Source organism: Streptomyces sp. NPDC091280, from assembly GCF_044768565.1.
Classification (GTDB): domain Bacteria; phylum Actinomycetota; class Actinomycetes; order Streptomycetales; family Streptomycetaceae; genus Streptomyces.
Map to the genome: position 1 here is coordinate 1,114,410 of NZ_JBIVUZ010000001.1, position 16,232 is coordinate 1,130,641.

19 protein-coding genes are annotated in these 16,232 nt (G+C 70.3%); 17 read left to right on the forward strand and 2 right to left on the reverse strand.

Going from position 1 to position 16,232, the window contains the following annotated elements:
• Nucleotides 1-16: 16 nt before the first annotated feature.
• The 5 genes from ACIQPR_RS05130 (at nucleotide 17) to ACIQPR_RS05150 (ending at nucleotide 2,822) form a co-directional block, all read left to right on the forward strand.
• Entirely contained in the window at nucleotides 17-532 is a 516-nt protein-coding gene (locus tag ACIQPR_RS05130; RefSeq protein ID WP_403642059.1) for an HNH endonuclease signature motif containing protein, read from the forward strand.
• An 83-nt stretch (nucleotides 533-615) separates the two neighbouring features.
• The gene (locus tag ACIQPR_RS05135) at nucleotides 616-1,299 is read left to right on the forward strand and encodes a hypothetical protein (protein ID WP_403642062.1); all 684 of its coding nucleotides are present in this window, start codon (nucleotides 616-618) and stop codon (nucleotides 1,297-1,299) included.
• Nucleotides 1,296-1,514, forward strand: coding sequence for a hypothetical protein (locus ACIQPR_RS05140; RefSeq protein ID WP_403642065.1), 219 nt, complete (start codon nucleotides 1,296-1,298; stop codon nucleotides 1,512-1,514). Before ACIQPR_RS05135 ends, ACIQPR_RS05140 begins: the two co-directional genes overlap by 4 nt.
• Nucleotides 1,511-2,005, forward strand: a complete 495-nt coding sequence (locus ACIQPR_RS05145) for a hypothetical protein (RefSeq protein ID WP_403642068.1) — start codon at nucleotides 1,511-1,513, stop codon at nucleotides 2,003-2,005. Before ACIQPR_RS05140 ends, ACIQPR_RS05145 begins: the two co-directional genes overlap by 4 nt.
• A gap of 19 nt (nucleotides 2,006-2,024) precedes the next feature.
• Complete coding sequence (locus ACIQPR_RS05150) at nucleotides 2,025-2,822, forward strand: hypothetical protein (protein WP_403642070.1); 798 nt, start codon at nucleotides 2,025-2,027, stop codon at nucleotides 2,820-2,822.
• 55 nt (nucleotides 2,823-2,877) lie between these two features.
• Here the strand turns inward: ACIQPR_RS05150 and ACIQPR_RS05155 are convergent, their stop codons facing one another.
• Nucleotides 2,878-3,003 carry a hypothetical protein gene (locus ACIQPR_RS05155; RefSeq protein ID WP_403642073.1) on the reverse strand — a complete coding sequence of 42 codons (126 nt, stop codon included), beginning with the start codon at nucleotides 3,001-3,003 and terminating at the stop codon, nucleotides 2,878-2,880.
• 277 nt (nucleotides 3,004-3,280) lie between these two features.
• Between ACIQPR_RS05155 and ACIQPR_RS05160 the strand changes: the two genes are divergently transcribed.
• The 6 genes from ACIQPR_RS05160 (at nucleotide 3,281) to ACIQPR_RS05185 (ending at nucleotide 8,725) form a co-directional block, all read left to right on the forward strand.
• Nucleotides 3,281-4,864, forward strand: coding sequence for a hypothetical protein (locus tag ACIQPR_RS05160; protein WP_403642076.1), 1,584 nt, complete (start codon nucleotides 3,281-3,283; stop codon nucleotides 4,862-4,864).
• A gap of 58 nt (nucleotides 4,865-4,922) precedes the next feature.
• On the forward strand, nucleotides 4,923-5,516 hold the full coding sequence (locus tag ACIQPR_RS05165) for a hypothetical protein (RefSeq protein ID WP_403642079.1): 594 nt from the start codon (nucleotides 4,923-4,925) through the stop codon (nucleotides 5,514-5,516).
• A gap of 74 nt (nucleotides 5,517-5,590) precedes the next feature.
• Complete coding sequence (locus ACIQPR_RS05170) at nucleotides 5,591-5,977, forward strand: hypothetical protein (protein WP_403642082.1); 387 nt, start codon at nucleotides 5,591-5,593, stop codon at nucleotides 5,975-5,977.
• A gap of 502 nt (nucleotides 5,978-6,479) precedes the next feature.
• A complete protein-coding gene (locus ACIQPR_RS05175; RefSeq protein WP_403642083.1) occupies nucleotides 6,480-6,896 on the forward strand; it encodes a hypothetical protein in 417 nt (138 codons plus the stop codon).
• Between the two features lie 70 nt (nucleotides 6,897-6,966).
• A complete protein-coding gene (locus ACIQPR_RS05180) occupies nucleotides 6,967-7,503 on the forward strand; it encodes a helix-turn-helix domain-containing protein (protein WP_403642086.1) in 537 nt (178 codons plus the stop codon).
• Nucleotides 7,493-8,725 carry a PBSX family phage terminase large subunit gene (locus ACIQPR_RS05185; RefSeq protein WP_403642089.1) on the forward strand — a complete coding sequence of 411 codons (1,233 nt, stop codon included), beginning with the start codon at nucleotides 7,493-7,495 and terminating at the stop codon, nucleotides 8,723-8,725. The genes ACIQPR_RS05180 and ACIQPR_RS05185 overlap by 11 nt, the downstream gene beginning before the upstream one ends.
• Nucleotides 8,726-8,807: 82 nt before the next feature.
• Here the strand turns inward: ACIQPR_RS05185 and ACIQPR_RS05190 are convergent, their stop codons facing one another.
• On the reverse strand, nucleotides 8,808-9,395 hold the full coding sequence (locus ACIQPR_RS05190) for a hypothetical protein (RefSeq protein WP_403642092.1): 588 nt from the start codon (nucleotides 9,393-9,395) through the stop codon (nucleotides 8,808-8,810).
• Between the two features lie 306 nt (nucleotides 9,396-9,701).
• On the opposite strand from ACIQPR_RS05190, the gene ACIQPR_RS05195 reads away from it, so the two are divergent.
• The 6 genes from ACIQPR_RS05195 to ACIQPR_RS05220 all read left to right on the forward strand — a co-directional run bounded on the left by ACIQPR_RS05195 (nucleotide 9,702) and on the right by ACIQPR_RS05220 (nucleotide 16,218).
• The gene (locus ACIQPR_RS05195; RefSeq protein ID WP_403642095.1) at nucleotides 9,702-11,177 is read left to right on the forward strand and encodes a phage portal protein; all 1,476 of its coding nucleotides are present in this window, start codon (nucleotides 9,702-9,704) and stop codon (nucleotides 11,175-11,177) included.
• Nucleotides 11,178-11,856: 679 nt separating this feature from the next.
• The gene (locus ACIQPR_RS05200) at nucleotides 11,857-14,076 is read left to right on the forward strand and encodes a phage minor capsid protein (protein WP_403642098.1); all 2,220 of its coding nucleotides are present in this window, start codon (nucleotides 11,857-11,859) and stop codon (nucleotides 14,074-14,076) included.
• Nucleotides 14,077-14,080: 4 nt separating this feature from the next.
• A complete protein-coding gene (locus ACIQPR_RS05205; protein ID WP_403642100.1) occupies nucleotides 14,081-14,245 on the forward strand; it encodes an Rmf/CrpP fold protein in 165 nt (54 codons plus the stop codon).
• 106 nt (nucleotides 14,246-14,351) lie between these two features.
• Nucleotides 14,352-14,981, forward strand: coding sequence for a hypothetical protein (locus ACIQPR_RS05210; RefSeq protein WP_403642103.1), 630 nt, complete (start codon nucleotides 14,352-14,354; stop codon nucleotides 14,979-14,981).
• A 21-nt stretch (nucleotides 14,982-15,002) separates the two neighbouring features.
• On the forward strand, nucleotides 15,003-16,007 hold the full coding sequence (locus ACIQPR_RS05215) for a major capsid protein (RefSeq protein WP_403642105.1): 1,005 nt from the start codon (nucleotides 15,003-15,005) through the stop codon (nucleotides 16,005-16,007).
• A 4-nt stretch (nucleotides 16,008-16,011) separates the two neighbouring features.
• Complete coding sequence (locus ACIQPR_RS05220) at nucleotides 16,012-16,218, forward strand: hypothetical protein (RefSeq protein WP_403642108.1); 207 nt, start codon at nucleotides 16,012-16,014, stop codon at nucleotides 16,216-16,218.
• Nucleotides 16,219-16,232: the final 14 nt, after the last annotated feature.

Genomic DNA, 16,232 nt, shown 5'->3' on the forward strand with positions numbered 1-16,232 from the left:
GTCGGAGGTAGCCCCCATGGACCGGCCCACACCGGCCGAGCGGTTCGCCGACAAGGTGAACACCGCCGGCCCCTGGTCACTCCGCCGGGACTGCCCCGGCCTCTGCCACCTGTGGGACGGATCGCAGAACGAGAAGGGCTACGGCACCTTTTGGGCCCACGGCCGCACGGTCAAGGCCCATCGCTACGCGTACGAGCAGGCCAACGGCCCGATACCCGTCGGCCTTGAGGTCGACCACCGGTGCCGCCGCCGCGAATGCGTCGCTCCCGGCCACCTCGACGCCGTCACGCACCGTACGAACATCCTCCGCTCGACGAACCACGTCGCGGCCCGCGCCGCCGTCACACACTGCCCGGCCGGCCACGCCTACGACCAGGCGAACACGATCCGCGCGAAGAACGGAACGCGGAAGTGCCGGAAGTGCAAGAACGCGTCCGCCCGTGCCAAGCGGGCCGAGCAGCGCGAGGCACGTCTCGCGCCCGTCGCACACCTCCGACGCCGCGCCGACCGCGCCCTCGCACAGGCCGCGTGACCGGCCGCGCGTCCGGACGCGAGCCCGCCCGCGCGCGCGAGCAGGACCTCGGCCAACCCGATACGAGACAGGAGCCCCACCCCATGACCCGCGTTCCCGACGCCGTCGCCGTCGCCTCGCTCGACACACACCGCCTGATCGTCACCGTGCCGAACGAGGGACCGGCCGACATCGCGACCAACCTCCCCCGGCAGACCGCCGCCGACGTGCTGCGGCAGCTCGCCGACGGCCTCGACAGCCCGGCCGGACTGTGCGCGACCGCCCGTGCGACCAGCCGCCCGTGCCCGATCCACGACGCACCCGCCCCGCCCTCGGCTGTTCTGCTCGCCCGCGGCACCGGCCAGGCGCAGCGTCCCGACGGCCTCGACCGCCTGCTCGCCGCCGTCGCCGACCAGCTGCCCGCCGACGACGCCGACCGCGCCGCCGACGGCCTCGCCGCTATGGCCACCCCCGCGGGCCGGGCCGTCGAGGAAACCCGCCGGTCGCTCGATTTCAACGACGACCAGCCGTCGCCCGCCCTCGCCTCGCTGCGCGACGCCCTGCTCGACCCCGAGCAGCGCACCCCCGCCGCCGCCCTCGCGACCGCCTACGCCCTGTTCGCCGCACACACCCGCGAACTGTCCGGCCTCGCCCGGCAGCACACCGACGCCACCCGTCGGCAGTGGGGCGTGACCCGCAGCTCGCGCGGCCTGCTCACCGGCAAGGACAGCATCCGGAAACTGCTCGACACCGTCGCCGCTCACCTCGACGAGCAGGCGCAGCGGTGAGCGCCGCCCAGCAGCTCGCCGCCGATGCCCTGGTCGTCACGGCGACCGTGATCGTGGCGGGCGCCCCGCTCGGATGGTGGACCGCCCGCCGCGACCCCGGCCCCCTCGCCGGCCGCGACCGCACATCGAGCCGGGCCCGCGCCGGCACGCAGGCCGACCGCGACCTGTTGCGCCTCGCCCGCAACGCCAACCGCCGTAAGGAGCAGCAGTCATGACCACCCGCCGCCGGCACTCCCGGACCAAGCCGCGCGACCACAAGCGCGCCGACCGGCGAGGGGCCCTCGACGTCCTGCTCGCCCGCGCCGAACGCGGCCGGCTCAGCGCCGCCGAGGCCCGGCTGTTGCACGAGTACGTCGAGCAGGAACGGCGCAGCGCCGACGAATCCCGCGAGGCCAACGAGGGCACCACACGCACCCTCGCCCACCACCGCACCGCCGCCGACGCCGTCGTACGCGAGTTGGAGAGGGACCGTTCCGAGGCCGAGCAGCGCGCCGCGGATGCCGAGGAGCAACTACGGGCATACCGGGCCGTGTTCGGGCCCGGCGCCCTCGACACCTTCCGGACCGCCGTTCGCCAGACCGACGCCGTGCGGGCCCTGCTGCCCACCACGCCCCGGCCCCGCCTCGGCCTCCCCAACGGCCTCGCGTACTCCAACGGCCTGTACGACGCGTACGACGCCGTCCGCGCCGCCCTCGCCCAGCACTGAACCCCAGGAGCAGCCACACATGACGACCCCCCTCGATCACGCCGCGCCGCCGGTCGCCCGCCGCGCCGCCGTCGACCTCGCCGCCGTACGCGAGCAGTGGGGCGACCTGCTCGCCGCCATCGAGCAGCCCCCGGCCACAGAGTGGCCGCCGCGCGAGTGCGCCGGATTCCTCGACCAACTCGCCGCCACGCAGGCCGCCGACGACCCCATGCCGACCGAACCGGCCATCGGTCGCGTGCCGTTGGTACTGCGCGAGCACCCCGCCCCGCTCAACCTCAGCGCCTTCGACGCCGCCCTGTCCGTCGAGCGTGATCTGTTCGACCTCGCCGACGCCGTGGCCGAGCAGGTACAGCGCCCCGCCGTCGACGAGGACGACCGCGCCGACCTCGCCCGATGGAACCTGCCCACCTCCCGCGACATAGGCCCGGCCGCCGCCGCTTCGGCCGGTTCCCGCGCGTACGGACTGCATTGGGCCGCCGTATGGCTGGAAGGCCGCGCCCTCGACGAGCCGGCCGGCGAACTGTTCCTCCCTCTGCCCGCCCTGCTCGCCGAACACGTCGCCACCGTTGCCGGTCGCGCACGCCGAACCATTGAGCGGGCCCTGAACCGAGACAGCAGGTCGACCACACTCGACTACCCGTGCCCCTGGTGTGGCGGACCGCTTACTGGGGTCACGCAGGCCGGTGACATCCCGGCCGTGTTTTGCGTCCGTGGCGAGCAGTGCCCGGCGCCGGCCGTCCTCGAAAGCCGGCGCCGCGCATGGAGAGGCGCCGAGTTGGCTGGCCTTTGGGCGGCACTGAATCGCCAACCAAGCTAGTGGAGTTGGACGAACGGTGTGGGCGAGGAGGGGGCACTCGCCCACACCGGAGCGGCTAGCTGTGGTGAAGGAATAGTTCCGCGATCACCGCCCACAGAGCGCGCACGCTCAAGCCGATGGCAAACCGCTGAGCAATTTCCTTCTTCAACTCCGCTTTCTTGGTCGACGGGTCGTCGGCCATGTCACACCTCATTTCTTTCAGAGGACGCCGACCAACCCGACTGGTTGGCCGTGCGGACCCTCGGGGCTTCCCCTTGGGCCCCAGGGCTCCTCTGCGAACGAGGTGTGATAACTCCCAATGTAGCGCCCTTACTTGATCATTTCAGTCACTCGCCAACTCCCGGAATGGACAAGGTCCTGAACCAGGTTGTGAACTTGGTACTGAACTAGGTACAGTGATGCTCTCGCCGGCGTCACCCGGCGGACCACAGACCGACCAACCCAAGGGAGCAACCCCCATGGAGACCCTGTTCCGCTACGCCAGCAACACCCGCCGCGGCGCCTTCCACTACGTCCAAGAGATCGCCGGCGGAGTACTGGTTGCACTGTGCGGCCGGCGGGCCGAGGGCATGCACCCCATCCCGTCCACCGTCCGACACACCGAGTGCCGCAAGTGCGCGGCCAAGCACGCAGCCCGAGCCGAGCAGGCCGCGCCCGTCGAGGCGCCCGCCACCGTCGAGGAGCAGACCGAGGCCGCCACGCTCTACCGGCCCGCCGCGCCCCGTAGCCGCGGAGTCGGTCACTACCGCCGCCCTGGCACGATCGCGAGCTACTGCGGTCGGACCGTCGAGGCCCAGCCCAGCAACGACGCTCTGTTCACCGGCACGTGCAAGCCGTGCGCCAAGGCCGAGCGTGCCGACCGTGTGGCCGCCGAGCAGCGCGCCGCCGCGTTTTCGGTGGACACCCCGCCCATCACCGAGCGCGCCGGCGTCCGCTGCTGCACCGTGGGCGCCGGCCGCCGCGTCCACCTGTCCAACAACGACGAGACCCTGTGCGGGCGCGAGGTCACCGAGTACGACGACGGAGCCCTGTTGGTCAAGGGGTCCGAACTCTGCACTCTGTGCTACCGCGCCGCCGAGGAGCGCGCCTACACGCGAGCCCTCGCCGCCGCCTCGCCCCTCGCCGCCGCCGCGGTCGAGTTGGCCGAGACCGTCGAGCAGGCCACCGCCCTGGTCACCGAGGCCGAAGCGGGCGAGGGCACGTGGCGGGGCGACTGGATCGGCGAGCAGCCGGCCGGCGACACCCTGTTCGACGTCGAACCGGCCGCGGAACAAGGCGCCCTGTTCACCAAGGGCGACCAGCCCACCCGCGAGGCCGTCAAGGTGCGCATGCCCCCGGAGCCGTCCGGCCTCGCCAGCATTCGCGCCAAGGCCGCCGCCGACCGCGAGGACTTCCGCGCCAAGATGGACGAGCGACAGGCCGCCGACCACCTCGCACACGGCGTCCCCGTGCCGGCCGCCCTACAGGCCCGTATCGACGCCCGCCGCACCGCCGAGACCGACCCCGAGCAGGTCGAGCAGGTGCCCGCTCGCCGCGTGATCGAGGGCGTCATCGTCGAGCACAACGGCACCGCCGAGGGCAGCACCCCCGGAGACGCCGGGCACCCGAACGTGATCGCCGCCCGCGCCGTCCTCAACCACCTCGCCGCCGCCCGCATGACCGAAGACACCGACGTCAGCCGCTACGCCGAGGCCGTCGACCCGACCGTCCGCGGGTACCTGATCGAGCCGCGCGAGGGCGCCCGAGTCGCTGTGTACTGGCTGGAAGAGGGGCGCATCGTCCGCCGCGACACCCCCATCAATGGCGCCTCCCTCGACTGCCTCGCTTACACCCTCGCCCGCCGCGGCTGGACCGTCGAGAAGATGTTGAAGTCCTCGCAGTGCGTCTTTGCCCACCGGCCCACGAACCCGGCAGACCGGCCCGTGTGGTGCGACGCGCACGAGGGACAGCACGCCGAGACCCCCGAGTGCCAGCACCCGCACGAGGTAGCGCCAGCCGGCCCCGAGCCGACCGTCGGGCACCCTTACCAGATCACCGACTGATCACCCGCCGGCCCGCCCTCAAGCGAGGGCGGGCCCGTACCCGACAGGAGCACCGCACATGCCCAACGATCAGCAGCCGGACGACGAGCAGAGCGCGACCGAATACCAACGGGCAGATCAGACGAAGTTCCCCACGTCGCCCGCCGGGCAACAGGCCTCCGTCGAGGGCATGGCCGCCGCCGAAGGCATGGAAGAGGTGCGTTCGTGGACACCCGGCGACCTCCGCCGCGCCATGAAGAAGCCCGGACCCCTCGAACCCACCCCGGCCCTACGCCGCTACACCGCACAGTTCCTCGCCCTCACTGCACAGTTCGAGCAGGACCGCCGCGCCGAGATCGCCGCAGCCGGCGGAGACCCCGACGAGGACCGCAACCCCTTCGAGTACGTACACGCCATCGCCGACGAATGGGCCGACAGCGAGAAGGACCCGGACCGCCGCGCCGCCCTGCTCGACGACCTCGCCGACCGCCTCGACACCAGCGAGGTACGCGCGCTACGCCTCGCCGCCGAGGCCGCCGCCGCCATCACCCCTCGGCTCATCTACGCGGACGCCGACCAAGGCGTAAGCCCCGCGATCACAGCCGACGACCTCGGCATGACCGAGTCCTACGTCTACCGGATCTTGCGCAAGCGCCCCACCGGCGACCAGTAACCCCGCACACAGATGCGGCCCGCACGCGGTGCGTCACCACCGGGCGGGCCGACTAACCGATGGGAGCAACCCCCATGGCCACCACAGAGACTACCGGCGCCCGCACGCTCGACCAGCGCCGCGCCACCGTGCGCCGCCTCGCAGCCGAGCACCTGTCCAACCGCGAGATAGGGCGCCGTCTCGGTATCCATCACCGCACCGTGGCGCGCGACCTCGAAGTACCAGTCGCGCCAACCGAAGCGCCACAGCCCGCGCCACCGGCCCCCACCAGCGGCGCACCCGTTGCGCCATCGCTGCTGTACGACCTCGAACCGGCACTCATCCAAGATCTGAACGTGCTGCACGACGCGCGCACCGGCGCAATGATCGGGCCCGTGCGGCGATACATTCGCGCCGCCGCCAACGCCCGCCGCGCCGACCTGCTCAGGGTGGCGCAGCCCGTCGGCACCGAGGGCGAGTAGACGCGAAAGCGCCCCACCCTGGGAAAAGGGTGGGGCGCTCCACGCGGGGACCGGTCGCGAGGCCGGCCGCGCGCGTTACCGCTTACGCCACTCGTTCTGGACGCGGCGAATCGCACGGATAGCGTCGATCACCTTGTCGGCGAGCGGCGGAACCTGCTCAGCGATGCGTCCCAGCGTGACGAACACGGCACTAACGATCAGGAGGGCAACAGCCCCCCAACCGAGGTTATTCACTTTGTTACTGCTTCCACGTGGTGCCCCGATGTTCCCGTGGCACGGTGTCGGAGTCGAGCGTTACAGCCTCACGACACCTACACCGAGCGGGACTTGCTTCGTTATCAATCCGTGATCTAAAGTTGGACCCGTCCTCGGCGTGCCCGGAAACAGACGCCTTCCCCGAACACCCCCCCCGCGGCGGGGCGTTCGCATGCACCCTGCAACCATCCCCACGGTTCACACGTCCCTCTTACGTAACGCTTACCAACCCGTGGGGGGACCACCCGTGAAGCACCGCGCCACCGCCTTAACCCTCGCCACCGTCGCCGCCCTCGCAGCGCTCACCGCGTGCAGCAGCACCGACGACGCCACGGCGAAGAAGTCGGCACCGCCGGCCACGCCCGAATCCGTGAGCGCCAGTGACGCCGCCGCCGCGCTGCACGATGCCGGCATTCCTGCCAAGCCGACTGGCCAGATGCGCGCCGCCCTACTCGCCGCACTGCGCGAGGTCAGTGCCGACCTGGTCGCGGACGAAGACAAGGCAATCGACAACAGCCGTAATCAGTGCTCCGCCATCAACGGCAAGTCGGCGAAGGTCGATTGGGCAGCGCAACAGCGGTTCGGCACCAGCTCGCACGAGGTGAGCGACGCCGAGGCGAAGCAGATCAACACCGCGTTGGCGACGTTCTGCAAGACCGCCTGACCCGACCCCCGAAGGCCCGGCACACCCTTGGGTGCCGGGTCGTTCGCATGCCCGCGGGAGGTGACCGCCCGTGGGACGCCCCATCGACGACGACGACCGCGAGCAGGTACGCCGACTGCATGCCGAGGGCAGGAGCCGGAACGACATTGCCCGCGCGATCGAACGGTCGCCGTCGACCGTGTCGAAGATCGCCGCAGCGTGCGACCCACCGCTCACGTTCGACCGCGCCGCCGAGGTCGAGACCGCCACCCGCGTACGCCGGGCCGACCTCGCCGCGCGCCGCGCCGACCTCGCGCTCACCCTGCACGACGTCGCCGAGCGCGAAATCGGCCGGATGACCGAGCCACACCTCTACTTCGAGTGGGGCGGGAAGGATCACACCTACGCCCAGAAGTGGCAGGACGAGCCGACCCCCGTCGACCGGCGCACCATGATGGCCACCGCCGGCGCCGCCCTCGACCGCTCCCTCAAGCTCGCCCCGCCGCGCGACGAGGTCGGCGAGCGCTCCCGCTCCGTGATCGGGCGCCTCATGGAAGGACTTGCCCGCAACTACGCCGAGCGGCACGGCAGTTCACCGGACGCCCCGGACGGCGACGATGACGGGTGACCTCGGTCTGTCGCCGAAGCAGGTCGATTCGATCGTCGAGGCCGCCGCGTTCCTCAACCTGTGGGAAGGCTCCGTTCGGTCCGGGAAGACCATCGCAAGCCTGCTCCGGTGGTTGGGGTACGTGGCCGACCCGCCGACCAGCGGCGAGCTGGTCATGGTCGGGCGCACCCGCGACAGCCTCGCCCGGAACGTGTTCGGCCCGCTCACGAACCCGGACGTGTTCGGCGAGGTCGCGCAAGACGTCCAGTACACCGCCGGCGCCGCGACGGCGACCGTCCTCGGCCGCACTGTGCACGCCCTCGGCGCCAACGACGCCCAGGCCGAACCGAAGGTACGGGGTCTGACGTGCGCAGGCGCGTACGTGGACGAGGCGACCACGCTCCCCAAGTCGTTCTTTGACCAGCTCACCGCACGGTGCAGCGTGCCGGGGTCGAAGATCTTCGCGACCACGAACCCGGACAACCCGAATCACTGGCTACGCCGCAACTACCTGCTCAGGCCGCAAGAGGCCCAGCTCAGGTCGTGGCACTTCCAGTTGGACGACAATCCCGGCCTTGACGACGAGTACAAGGCCCGGATCAAGTCGACGCACACCGGCCTGTTCTACAAGCGCAACGTGTTGGGTCTGTGGGTCCAGGCCGAGGGCGCCATCTACGACATGTTCGACGAGTCCGAGCACGTGGTCGACACCCTGCCGGCCATGCGCCGGTACTGGATCGGCATCGATTACGGCACGGTGAACGCCACGTCGGCGATCCTGCTCGGCGAGGGAGTCGACGGCCGGCTGTACGCATGCGCCGAGTGGCGCCACGACTCCCGTACCGCGCACCGGCAGATGACCGACGCCCAGTACAGCGCCGCACTGCGCAGGTGGGTTGCCGAGCAGGGCGTCGCCCCCGAGTGGACGTTCGTCGACCCGAGCGCGGCGAGCTTCATCACGCAGTTGTGGGCCGACTCCTACGAGGGCGTTGCCCGCGCCTCCAACGAAGTGGTGGACGGCATCCGGTCCGTGGCGAGCCTGCTCGGCGCCGGCCTGCTGCGGATACACCGCTCGTGCGAGGGACTGCTCGACGAACTGCCTGGCTACGTATGGGACACGGCCGCCGCCGACAAGGGCGAGGACAAGCCCGTCAAGGTCGCCGACCACTCGTGCGACGCACTGCGCTACGCCGTGCACTCCACCGCCCACGAATGGCGGCACCTGCTCGCCCTCGCCGCCTAAATGATATTGGACGCTGCTAAACGATTCCAGGTGGCCCTTTTGGGGTACCGCCCTCCGGAGATCGGATTACTCAGGGGAAGTATCAGTGCCATACCGTGAGGTTTACCTTCGCATTTTTGTCCTCTCCCGCAGAGGTCACCGAAAGCCCCGCGATAGCTCCACGACCAGACATCACACAGAAGTGATCACCTGGCTTGGCATCAATGTTTGCCACACCGGAGCTCTGAAGCTGAACTTGGCAGGTACTCAGGTTTGGCGTATCTGGCGCATCAATGGCAACAATCTTTCCAGAGCCAGAAGCAAACATGGTCACTGCGCCTTCCGTATTGCTCAGGCCTTGGCTTAGATCGATACTTTCGTCCATATTATCGTTCACCGAAACGGGACCACTCTGATCGATGTCCAACCCACCCACCCAAGGGATCACAGCGGAACCGCTGTATACCTGCGAGAGCTGCACGGTGGTTGGAGCATCCGAGGGTGCATCATCCGCCCCAGCCGGGTTACCTGGAGCTGCACTTACCCGAGATACAGGTTTCCCTCCCCCTGACGAAGAGGACCAGGGTCCGCTGTAGGTGATCATCGCTGCAATGATCGCACCGATGGCCCCGATTACTGCGGCGGCGATGATGAACCCTCCGCCGCTGCCTCCGCCCCCGTAGTCCTTCACGCGCCCTCCCTGCGTACCGAGTTCAGATATCACAATAGGACGGCGTGAACCTGCTCGCGGTTGCTTCATCCATACACTTACGGCCTTTCGTTTATATGTGCTAGAGGCTGTCTCGTAACCGGTGGGGCGGCTGGTGCGCTGACTGAGCCGCTCGGCATCGCCCGGCTCCACGACCTGTCTCTTCACTCATACGAATCGAATGCATCCTCGATTTCCTTACTCTTCGCAATCAAGGGTCTGTTATGCCGGACGCTTCGGGCACTGTCGGGCTTGCCGCCAATTACGAACGTCGGGAGGTGATCGGCGATGCCGCTCCCTGCGGACAACGCCCCGTGGCCGCCCCCAGCGTGGGCCCCGTACTACGACGCGATGCGCATCGACGACGCGTGGTACAGCGGCGACCGGAAACGCCTCGCCCGGATCTACACCAACCACCCGCGCCACACCGAGCGGCGCCGCCTGTGGGGGCGCCGGTCGTTCGACCACCGCCTCGACCGGCGCGACCACCGGCTACACGTCCCCCTTCCCGGTGACATCGCGAGCATGTCGGCCGACTTGCTGTTCGCGGACATGCCGACGGTCACCGTCGAGGACACCAACACACAGGCCCGCCTCGACCAGCTGCTCGACGAGGGCCGCGCGCAACAGGTGTTCCTCGGCGCCGCCGAGCAGGCCGCCGCCCTGTCCGGGGTGTTCCTGCGGGTGACGTGGGACCGCGACCTAGTACCGCGCCCCCTGCTCACCGTCATGCAGCCCGACGGCGCCGTACCCGAGTGGCGGTTCGGCCTGCTGCGCGCCGTGAATTTCTGGCGCGAACTGGAAGGCTCGACGACCTCGACGGTATGGCGGCACTTCGAGCGGCACGAGCCCGGCCGCATCGTGCACGCCCTGTATCAGGGGACCGCCGACAACGTCGGCCGCCGGGTGCCGCTCACCGAGCACCCCGACACCGCCGACCTGGTCGACAGCCTCGACGCCGACGGCGACACCATCACCACCGGCATACAGCAGCTCACCGCGGCCTACGTCCCCAACATGCTGCCCAACCGGCTGCACCGCGGCTCACCGGTCGGACGCTCGGACTACGCGGCACCGGTCTACGACCTGTTCGACAGCCTCGACGAAACGTGGACGTCGTGGATGCGCGACATCCGCCTCGCCCGCGCCCGGCTGATCGTCCCGGACGGGTACATGCGCAACGAGGGAGCCGGCCGCGGGGCGTCGTTCGACGACGACCGCGAGGTCTGGCACTCATTGCGGATGCCGCCGAACGAGGGCAACGGGATCACGCTGAACCAGTTCGACATCAGGGTCGAGGAGCACCGCAGCACCACCGAGGCAATCACACGGGAGGCCGCCCAGTCAGCCGGCTACTCCCCCCAGTCGTTCGGCCTCGACGGCGACGGAGCGCCGGTCACCGCGACCGAGGTCGACAGCCGCGACGCCCGGAGCATGGTCACCCGCCGCAAGAAGGCCGGCTATTGGCGGCACGCCGTCGCCGACATGCTTCATGTCCTGCTGCTGCTCGACGTGAAGCTGTTCGGCAGCAGGATCACGCCCGACCGGCCACGCGTCGAGTTCGGCGACGGCGTCGCCGAGTCCGCCGAGCAGACGGCGACCACACTCGACCTGCTCAACCGCGCCGGAGCCGTCAGCACAGCAACCAAGGTCAAGATCCTGAATCCGACGTGGGACGACACCGCCGTACAAGCCGAGGTACGGGCGATTCTCGCCGAGACCGGCGCCGCCGCGCCCGACCCTGTCGGCACGTTTCCGGCCTGACGCAGCGTCACTTAAAGCATTGCAGTACTTGCTGACGTTGCCACGGCCCGCATCGCGTACAGCGGCAATGTCATTGCTGACAGTCAGCAATGAGGCTGACTCTTATAACTTCCACGGTTCGTGGAGTTCAAGTATGCTGCACTTAATACGCCATCTTTCCGTTGTGCTCAGGCACGACAGAGGGCCCGAGATCCGGTTCGTACCCGGAAGTCAGGCCCTCCGACGTGGCGTACAGCTTGTGAGCCCGGCCGTCTGAGATTCGGCCGGGCTCATTGCTGAGATCCTGCCGTACGTCCGGGGTCACGTCAGGGACGCTCGCGCGAGCCCTACCGCAGCAGCCATTCGATGATGAGCCTGATCACCGGCAGCCAGTCGATCAGCATCAGCCGCTTGTCCGGCTTCCGCTTCCCGCTCTGCCTGCCGCGTTTGTCGCGACGCGTCATCGTGCCACCTCCAGTGACCCCAAAGTGCCCTGGAGTCCAGAGCCTTCACCGGGAGTCCCGACGAAGCACGTGAGGGGTCACGTGGAGCTGTGCCAGCAACTCTAACGCCTCATCAGGGGCGCCGCGGGATTCGGCGTACCACAACTACTCTCCGAAGTCACATAACTGGCAATCCGCTACGAACAGTTCGCGCACGCCTTCCATGTGTCCCAATTCGCGCGGTCGTTGGGGGGCACATGCCGATCCATCCGGGCATGGTCGAAGACCTCGCCGACGCCACCCGCGACCTGTACGCCGCCGCGGAGGAACGGCTGTTGGGCATCATCGCCCGGCAGCTCGCCGACGGCCTCGACGCGCCCGGTTGGGTCGAGCGCAAGCTCGCCGCCGTTCAGGCCGTGCGCCGCGCCGCACAGGGCGTTGTCGACGAACTCGGCAAGGCCGTCAGCCTCGACGTGTTCGACGCCGTCGCCGAGGCGTACAACACCGGTCACCGCGCCGCCGTCGCCGAACTCGGCGCCCTGTCCGACGACGGCCGCCGCCTGGTCGACGAGGTCACCCCGAACGCGCAGGCCGTCGACCGCCTCGCACAGGAAACCGTCGACCGGCTCACCGCGACGCACCGCTCGATTCTTAGGGCGGTCGACGACCAGTACCGCACGGTCGTCGCCGAGGTCACCGCCACGCCCCTACTCGGCACCGGCACCCGCCGTCAGGCCACGCAGGACGCCATGCGCCGATTCGCCGACCGCGGCATCGCATCGTTCACGGACCGCGCCGGGCGCCGTTGGCAGCTCACCTCTTACGCGGAGATGGCCGTACGGACGTCCGTCGGCCGCGCCGCGACCGAGGCTCATACGCGCACGCTCGCCGAAGCCGGCGTCGACCTGGTCATCGTCTCCGACTCCCCACGCGAGTGCCCGCTCTGCCGCCCGTGGGAGCGCAAGGTGTTGACCGTGGGCGGACCGGACGGCGAACACACGGTCGGAGCCGAGCACGCCACCGAGGACGGCCGCACGGTCCGGGTCGAGGTCGCCGGGTCACTCGACGAAGCCCGTCGCGCGGGACTGCAACACCCCAACTGCCGCCATTCCGTGAGCGCTTACTCGCCCGGCATCACACCCGTGGGGGACGCGACCAGCGACCCCGCCGGGTACGAGGCAGGGCAGCGACAGCGGAAGATCGAGCGGAACATCCGGCGATGGAAGAACCGCGAGGCCGCCGCCGTCACCCCCGAGGCGCAGCGCACCGCCCGCGCGAAAACGCGGCAGTGGCAGGGCGCCATGCGCGATCACCTCGCCGCGCACCCCGACTTGCGCCGGCTGCGGCACCGCGAGCAGCCGGGCGCCTCGAACCTCCCCGCCCCGCGCACTGAGCCGACCGCGCAGCAGGTCGACGCCGCACGGGTGTGGTCGGGCGACGACCGGTCCATGCGGGAGATGAGCGACGACCAGCTCGCCGCCGCCGAGGGGTCCCGCCTGCTCGACGACCGCGCCCGCGCGAGGATCGCGGCCGAGGCCGACCGGCGCGACCTCGACGACCTGCTCGACCGGGTGCGGCCCGGCGGGCACCTCGCCGACGATCTGCTCGCGTTCGGCGACAACGACCTCGCCCGCGCGTTCCCGCACCTCGACGACGGCGACGCGCTGCGCGTCATGGCGGAGATGGACCGCCGCGACATCGCGAGCCGGCTACCGGGCGTGCGGCGCGACCTGGTCGGCCTGTCCGACCACGACCTCGCCGCCCGCGCCCGTACCGCCGGGCCCGACGACCGCGCCGCCCTCGACGCCGAGGCCAACCGCCGCGCCCTGCTCGCGACGTACTTCCCCGGTGGGAACCTCGCCGTCGACCTCACGGCCGCCGGCGACAACGCCCTCGCGTGGTGCATGCAGTACGCCACCAACGATGAACTACTGCGGATCGCCGCCGAGATGGACCGCCGCGACGCCGTCGAACGGCCGCCGCCCGCCGCGACCGGCAACGCGGTCGACGACCTACTCGCCGACCGCGACGCCCTCGCCGAAGCGATGGACCCCGCCCCGGACCCGGAGACATGGGGCGCCCTCGCCGACGACCAGTCGTTCGCCGAGGAGTTGGCCGCCGCCATCGCGTCCGACGCCGCCAAGGGCGTGACCGAGGAGACCGCCCGCAAGGTCACCCGCGCCGAGGCCCGCGCCCTGTACGAGGAGTACGTCTACCGGCAGTTGCTCGCCGCCGAGGACGCCACGAACGGCTACCTCCTCAACAAGAAGGCCCAGGCCGCCGGGGTCAATCCGGCTGAACTGTTCACCGGTCCGGCTCGAATCGCATACGCGCGCGCGTCGGACGAACTGAAAGAGTGGTGGGCCAAGCACGGCCGGCTGACGCAGGCCGAGTTCATCGAGCAAGTCACCGGCCGCGAACAGCAATGGGCGACCGGGGCGCGCAAGAACGAGTCCGACCAGCAGAACAAGAGGTGAGCACGTGGGAACGCGTGAGGACATCGTGCGGGCCGTCACGGAAGGCGCCGAGGCTGGCCGCCGCGGCGACGACGTGAGGACGTGCCCGTACCCCGGTGACTCCCTGCTGCGCACGGGATGGATCAAGGGCTACGCCCGCGAGCGCCCCGCCACGGCCACCACCGAGTAATCCACCCCAGCACCACCCCCGAAGGGGGGCCCGCCACCGGCGGGCCTCCCTTTTTTCATGCCCGGACGCCCGTCCCATCGGGCCCAACCGCACCAGGAGTGCACCCATGACGACCCCGGCCCCGTCCTCGACCGCGCCGAGCGGTCAGCCGCAGGGCGACCCCGGCACTCAGCCGAGCGGACAGCCGACCGGCACACCCGCGCCCGTACCCGCGCCCACCCCGACCGCGCCGCCGGCGCCCGCCGCCGTACCGCCGTCCGCCCCCGCGCCGGCACCGCAGCCGGTACCTGTCACCCCGCCCGTACCGCCCGCGCCCGCACCGGTCCCCGCCGAGCTGCCGGCACCGGTCCCGCCGGTCGCCCAGGCCGCGCCGGCGGTCGAGGGTGACGTCAGCCGTCTGCCGCAGTGGGCACAGCGCGCCATCACCGAGAGCCAGAGCGCCGCACGCACGGCCGCCGTACAGACCGCCGTTCTCCAGACCGCGCCCGCGGCGGGCGCCGACCCGCTCGCACTGCTCGACTCCGTGTCGTTCCGCGCCGCGGCCGAGGCGATCGATCCGAACGACACCGTCGCGCTCACGGCCGCGATCACCGCCGCCGTCACGGCGAACCCCCGCCTCGGCGCCGCCACGGCGCAGGGACCGGCCCGCGGGGGCGCCGAGTTCAACGGGCCCCCGGCAGGCGACAAGCGCCCGGCCACCCTCGCGGACGCCATCGCCGCCCGCTTCAGCAGCTAACCGCAGACAGGAGCAGCCCCCATGCCCGTAACGCTCGACGAGGCGAAGAACAACGCCACCGATGACGTGGACGTGCAGGTCATCGACGAGTTCCGCAAGGAATCCGTCCTACTCGACTCGCTCGTCTTCAACGACGTCGTCAACCCCGCCGGCGACGGCGACACCCTCACCTACACGTACCGCCGGCTGATCACCCAGCCCACGGCCAGCTTCCGCAAGCTGAACACCGAGTACACCCCGAGCGAGGTCAAGACGCAGCGGTACAGCGTCGACCTCGCCGTACTCGGCGGATCGTTCGAGGTCGACCGGGTCATCGCCCGTATCGGCCCGGCCGCCTCGAACGCGGTCACGCTGAACATGACGCAGAAGATCAAGGCCGCCCGGACCACCTTCCAGGACGCCGTGATCAACGGCGACCAGGCGACCGACGAGGACTCGTTCGACGGCCTCGACAAGGCACTCGCCGGATCGTCCACCGAGTTCCGCCTCGGCACGGTGACCGACTGGACCGACTTCGACACCGACCCTCGCGCCGAACAGAAGGCCCTCGACATCCTCGACGAGTGGCTGTCACTGCTCGACGGCGCCCCGTCCCTGGTGATCGGCAACAGCACCGCGCTTGCCCGCGTGCGCGCCCTCGCCCGCCGCGCCGGCCAGTACACCCGCGACCCGGTCGACGGCTTGATCGGCGCCAACGGCCGCCCGATCGTGCGGGAGAACTACGGCGGGATCACCTTCGTGGACCCCGGGGAGAAGGCGGGCAGTTCCGCGCCGATCATCCCCATCGAGAACCGTACCGTGGGCGGCACCGCCGCGACCGGCCTCACGGACCTGTATGCGGTGCGGATCGGCCTCGACGGCTTCCACGGCGTGGCGTGCGTGGGCGGGCAGCTGGTGAACACGTGGCTTCCCGACTTCTCCGCCGCCGGCGCCGTGAAGAAAGGCGAGGTTGAAATGGGCCCGATCGGCGTCGTCCTCAAGGCCACCAAGGCCGCATCCGTCTTCCGCAACATCAAGGTCAGGTGACCCCGTGTACCAGGTGACCACTCCCGTGAAGGAGTTCAACGGCCAGGTGGCTGGCGTGTGGTTCGTCAACGGCGAGGCCACCACCGACAGCGAGGGCGCCGTCGCCTACTTCCGGCGCCACGGCTACAACGTGACCCCGCTCCGCAGCGAGCACAAAAGCGACGCCCCACAGACAACCAAGCCCGCGGGTCGCTCCCCTTCCAAGGAGTGAACAAACGGCTCACA

Excerpts from the sequence above, each read along its gene's own strand:
- ACIQPR_RS05130 (WP_403642059.1), top strand. The coding sequence starts at position 17 with ATGGACCGGCCCACACCGGCCGAGCGGTTCGCCGACAAGGTGAACACC.
- ACIQPR_RS05135 (WP_403642062.1), top strand. The coding sequence starts at position 616 with ATGACCCGCGTTCCCGACGCCGTCGCCGTCGCCTCGCTCGACACACAC.
- ACIQPR_RS05145 (WP_403642068.1), top strand. The coding sequence starts at position 1,511 with ATGACCACCCGCCGCCGGCACTCCCGGACCAAGCCGCGCGACCACAAG.
- ACIQPR_RS05150 (WP_403642070.1), top strand. The coding sequence starts at position 2,025 with ATGACGACCCCCCTCGATCACGCCGCGCCGCCGGTCGCCCGCCGCGCC.
- ACIQPR_RS05155 (WP_403642073.1), bottom strand. The coding sequence starts at position 3,003 with ATGGCCGACGACCCGTCGACCAAGAAAGCGGAGTTGAAGAAGGAAATT.
- ACIQPR_RS05160 (WP_403642076.1), top strand. The coding sequence starts at position 3,281 with ATGGAGACCCTGTTCCGCTACGCCAGCAACACCCGCCGCGGCGCCTTC.
- ACIQPR_RS05165 (WP_403642079.1), top strand. The coding sequence starts at position 4,923 with ATGCCCAACGATCAGCAGCCGGACGACGAGCAGAGCGCGACCGAATAC.
- ACIQPR_RS05170 (WP_403642082.1), top strand. The coding sequence starts at position 5,591 with ATGGCCACCACAGAGACTACCGGCGCCCGCACGCTCGACCAGCGCCGC.
- ACIQPR_RS05185 (WP_403642089.1), top strand. The coding sequence starts at position 7,493 with ATGACGGGTGACCTCGGTCTGTCGCCGAAGCAGGTCGATTCGATCGTC.
- ACIQPR_RS05195 (WP_403642095.1), top strand. The coding sequence starts at position 9,702 with ATGCCGCTCCCTGCGGACAACGCCCCGTGGCCGCCCCCAGCGTGGGCC.
- ACIQPR_RS05200 (WP_403642098.1), top strand. The coding sequence starts at position 11,857 with ATGCCGATCCATCCGGGCATGGTCGAAGACCTCGCCGACGCCACCCGC.
- ACIQPR_RS05210 (WP_403642103.1), top strand. The coding sequence starts at position 14,352 with ATGACGACCCCGGCCCCGTCCTCGACCGCGCCGAGCGGTCAGCCGCAG.
- ACIQPR_RS05215 (WP_403642105.1), top strand. The coding sequence starts at position 15,003 with ATGCCCGTAACGCTCGACGAGGCGAAGAACAACGCCACCGATGACGTG.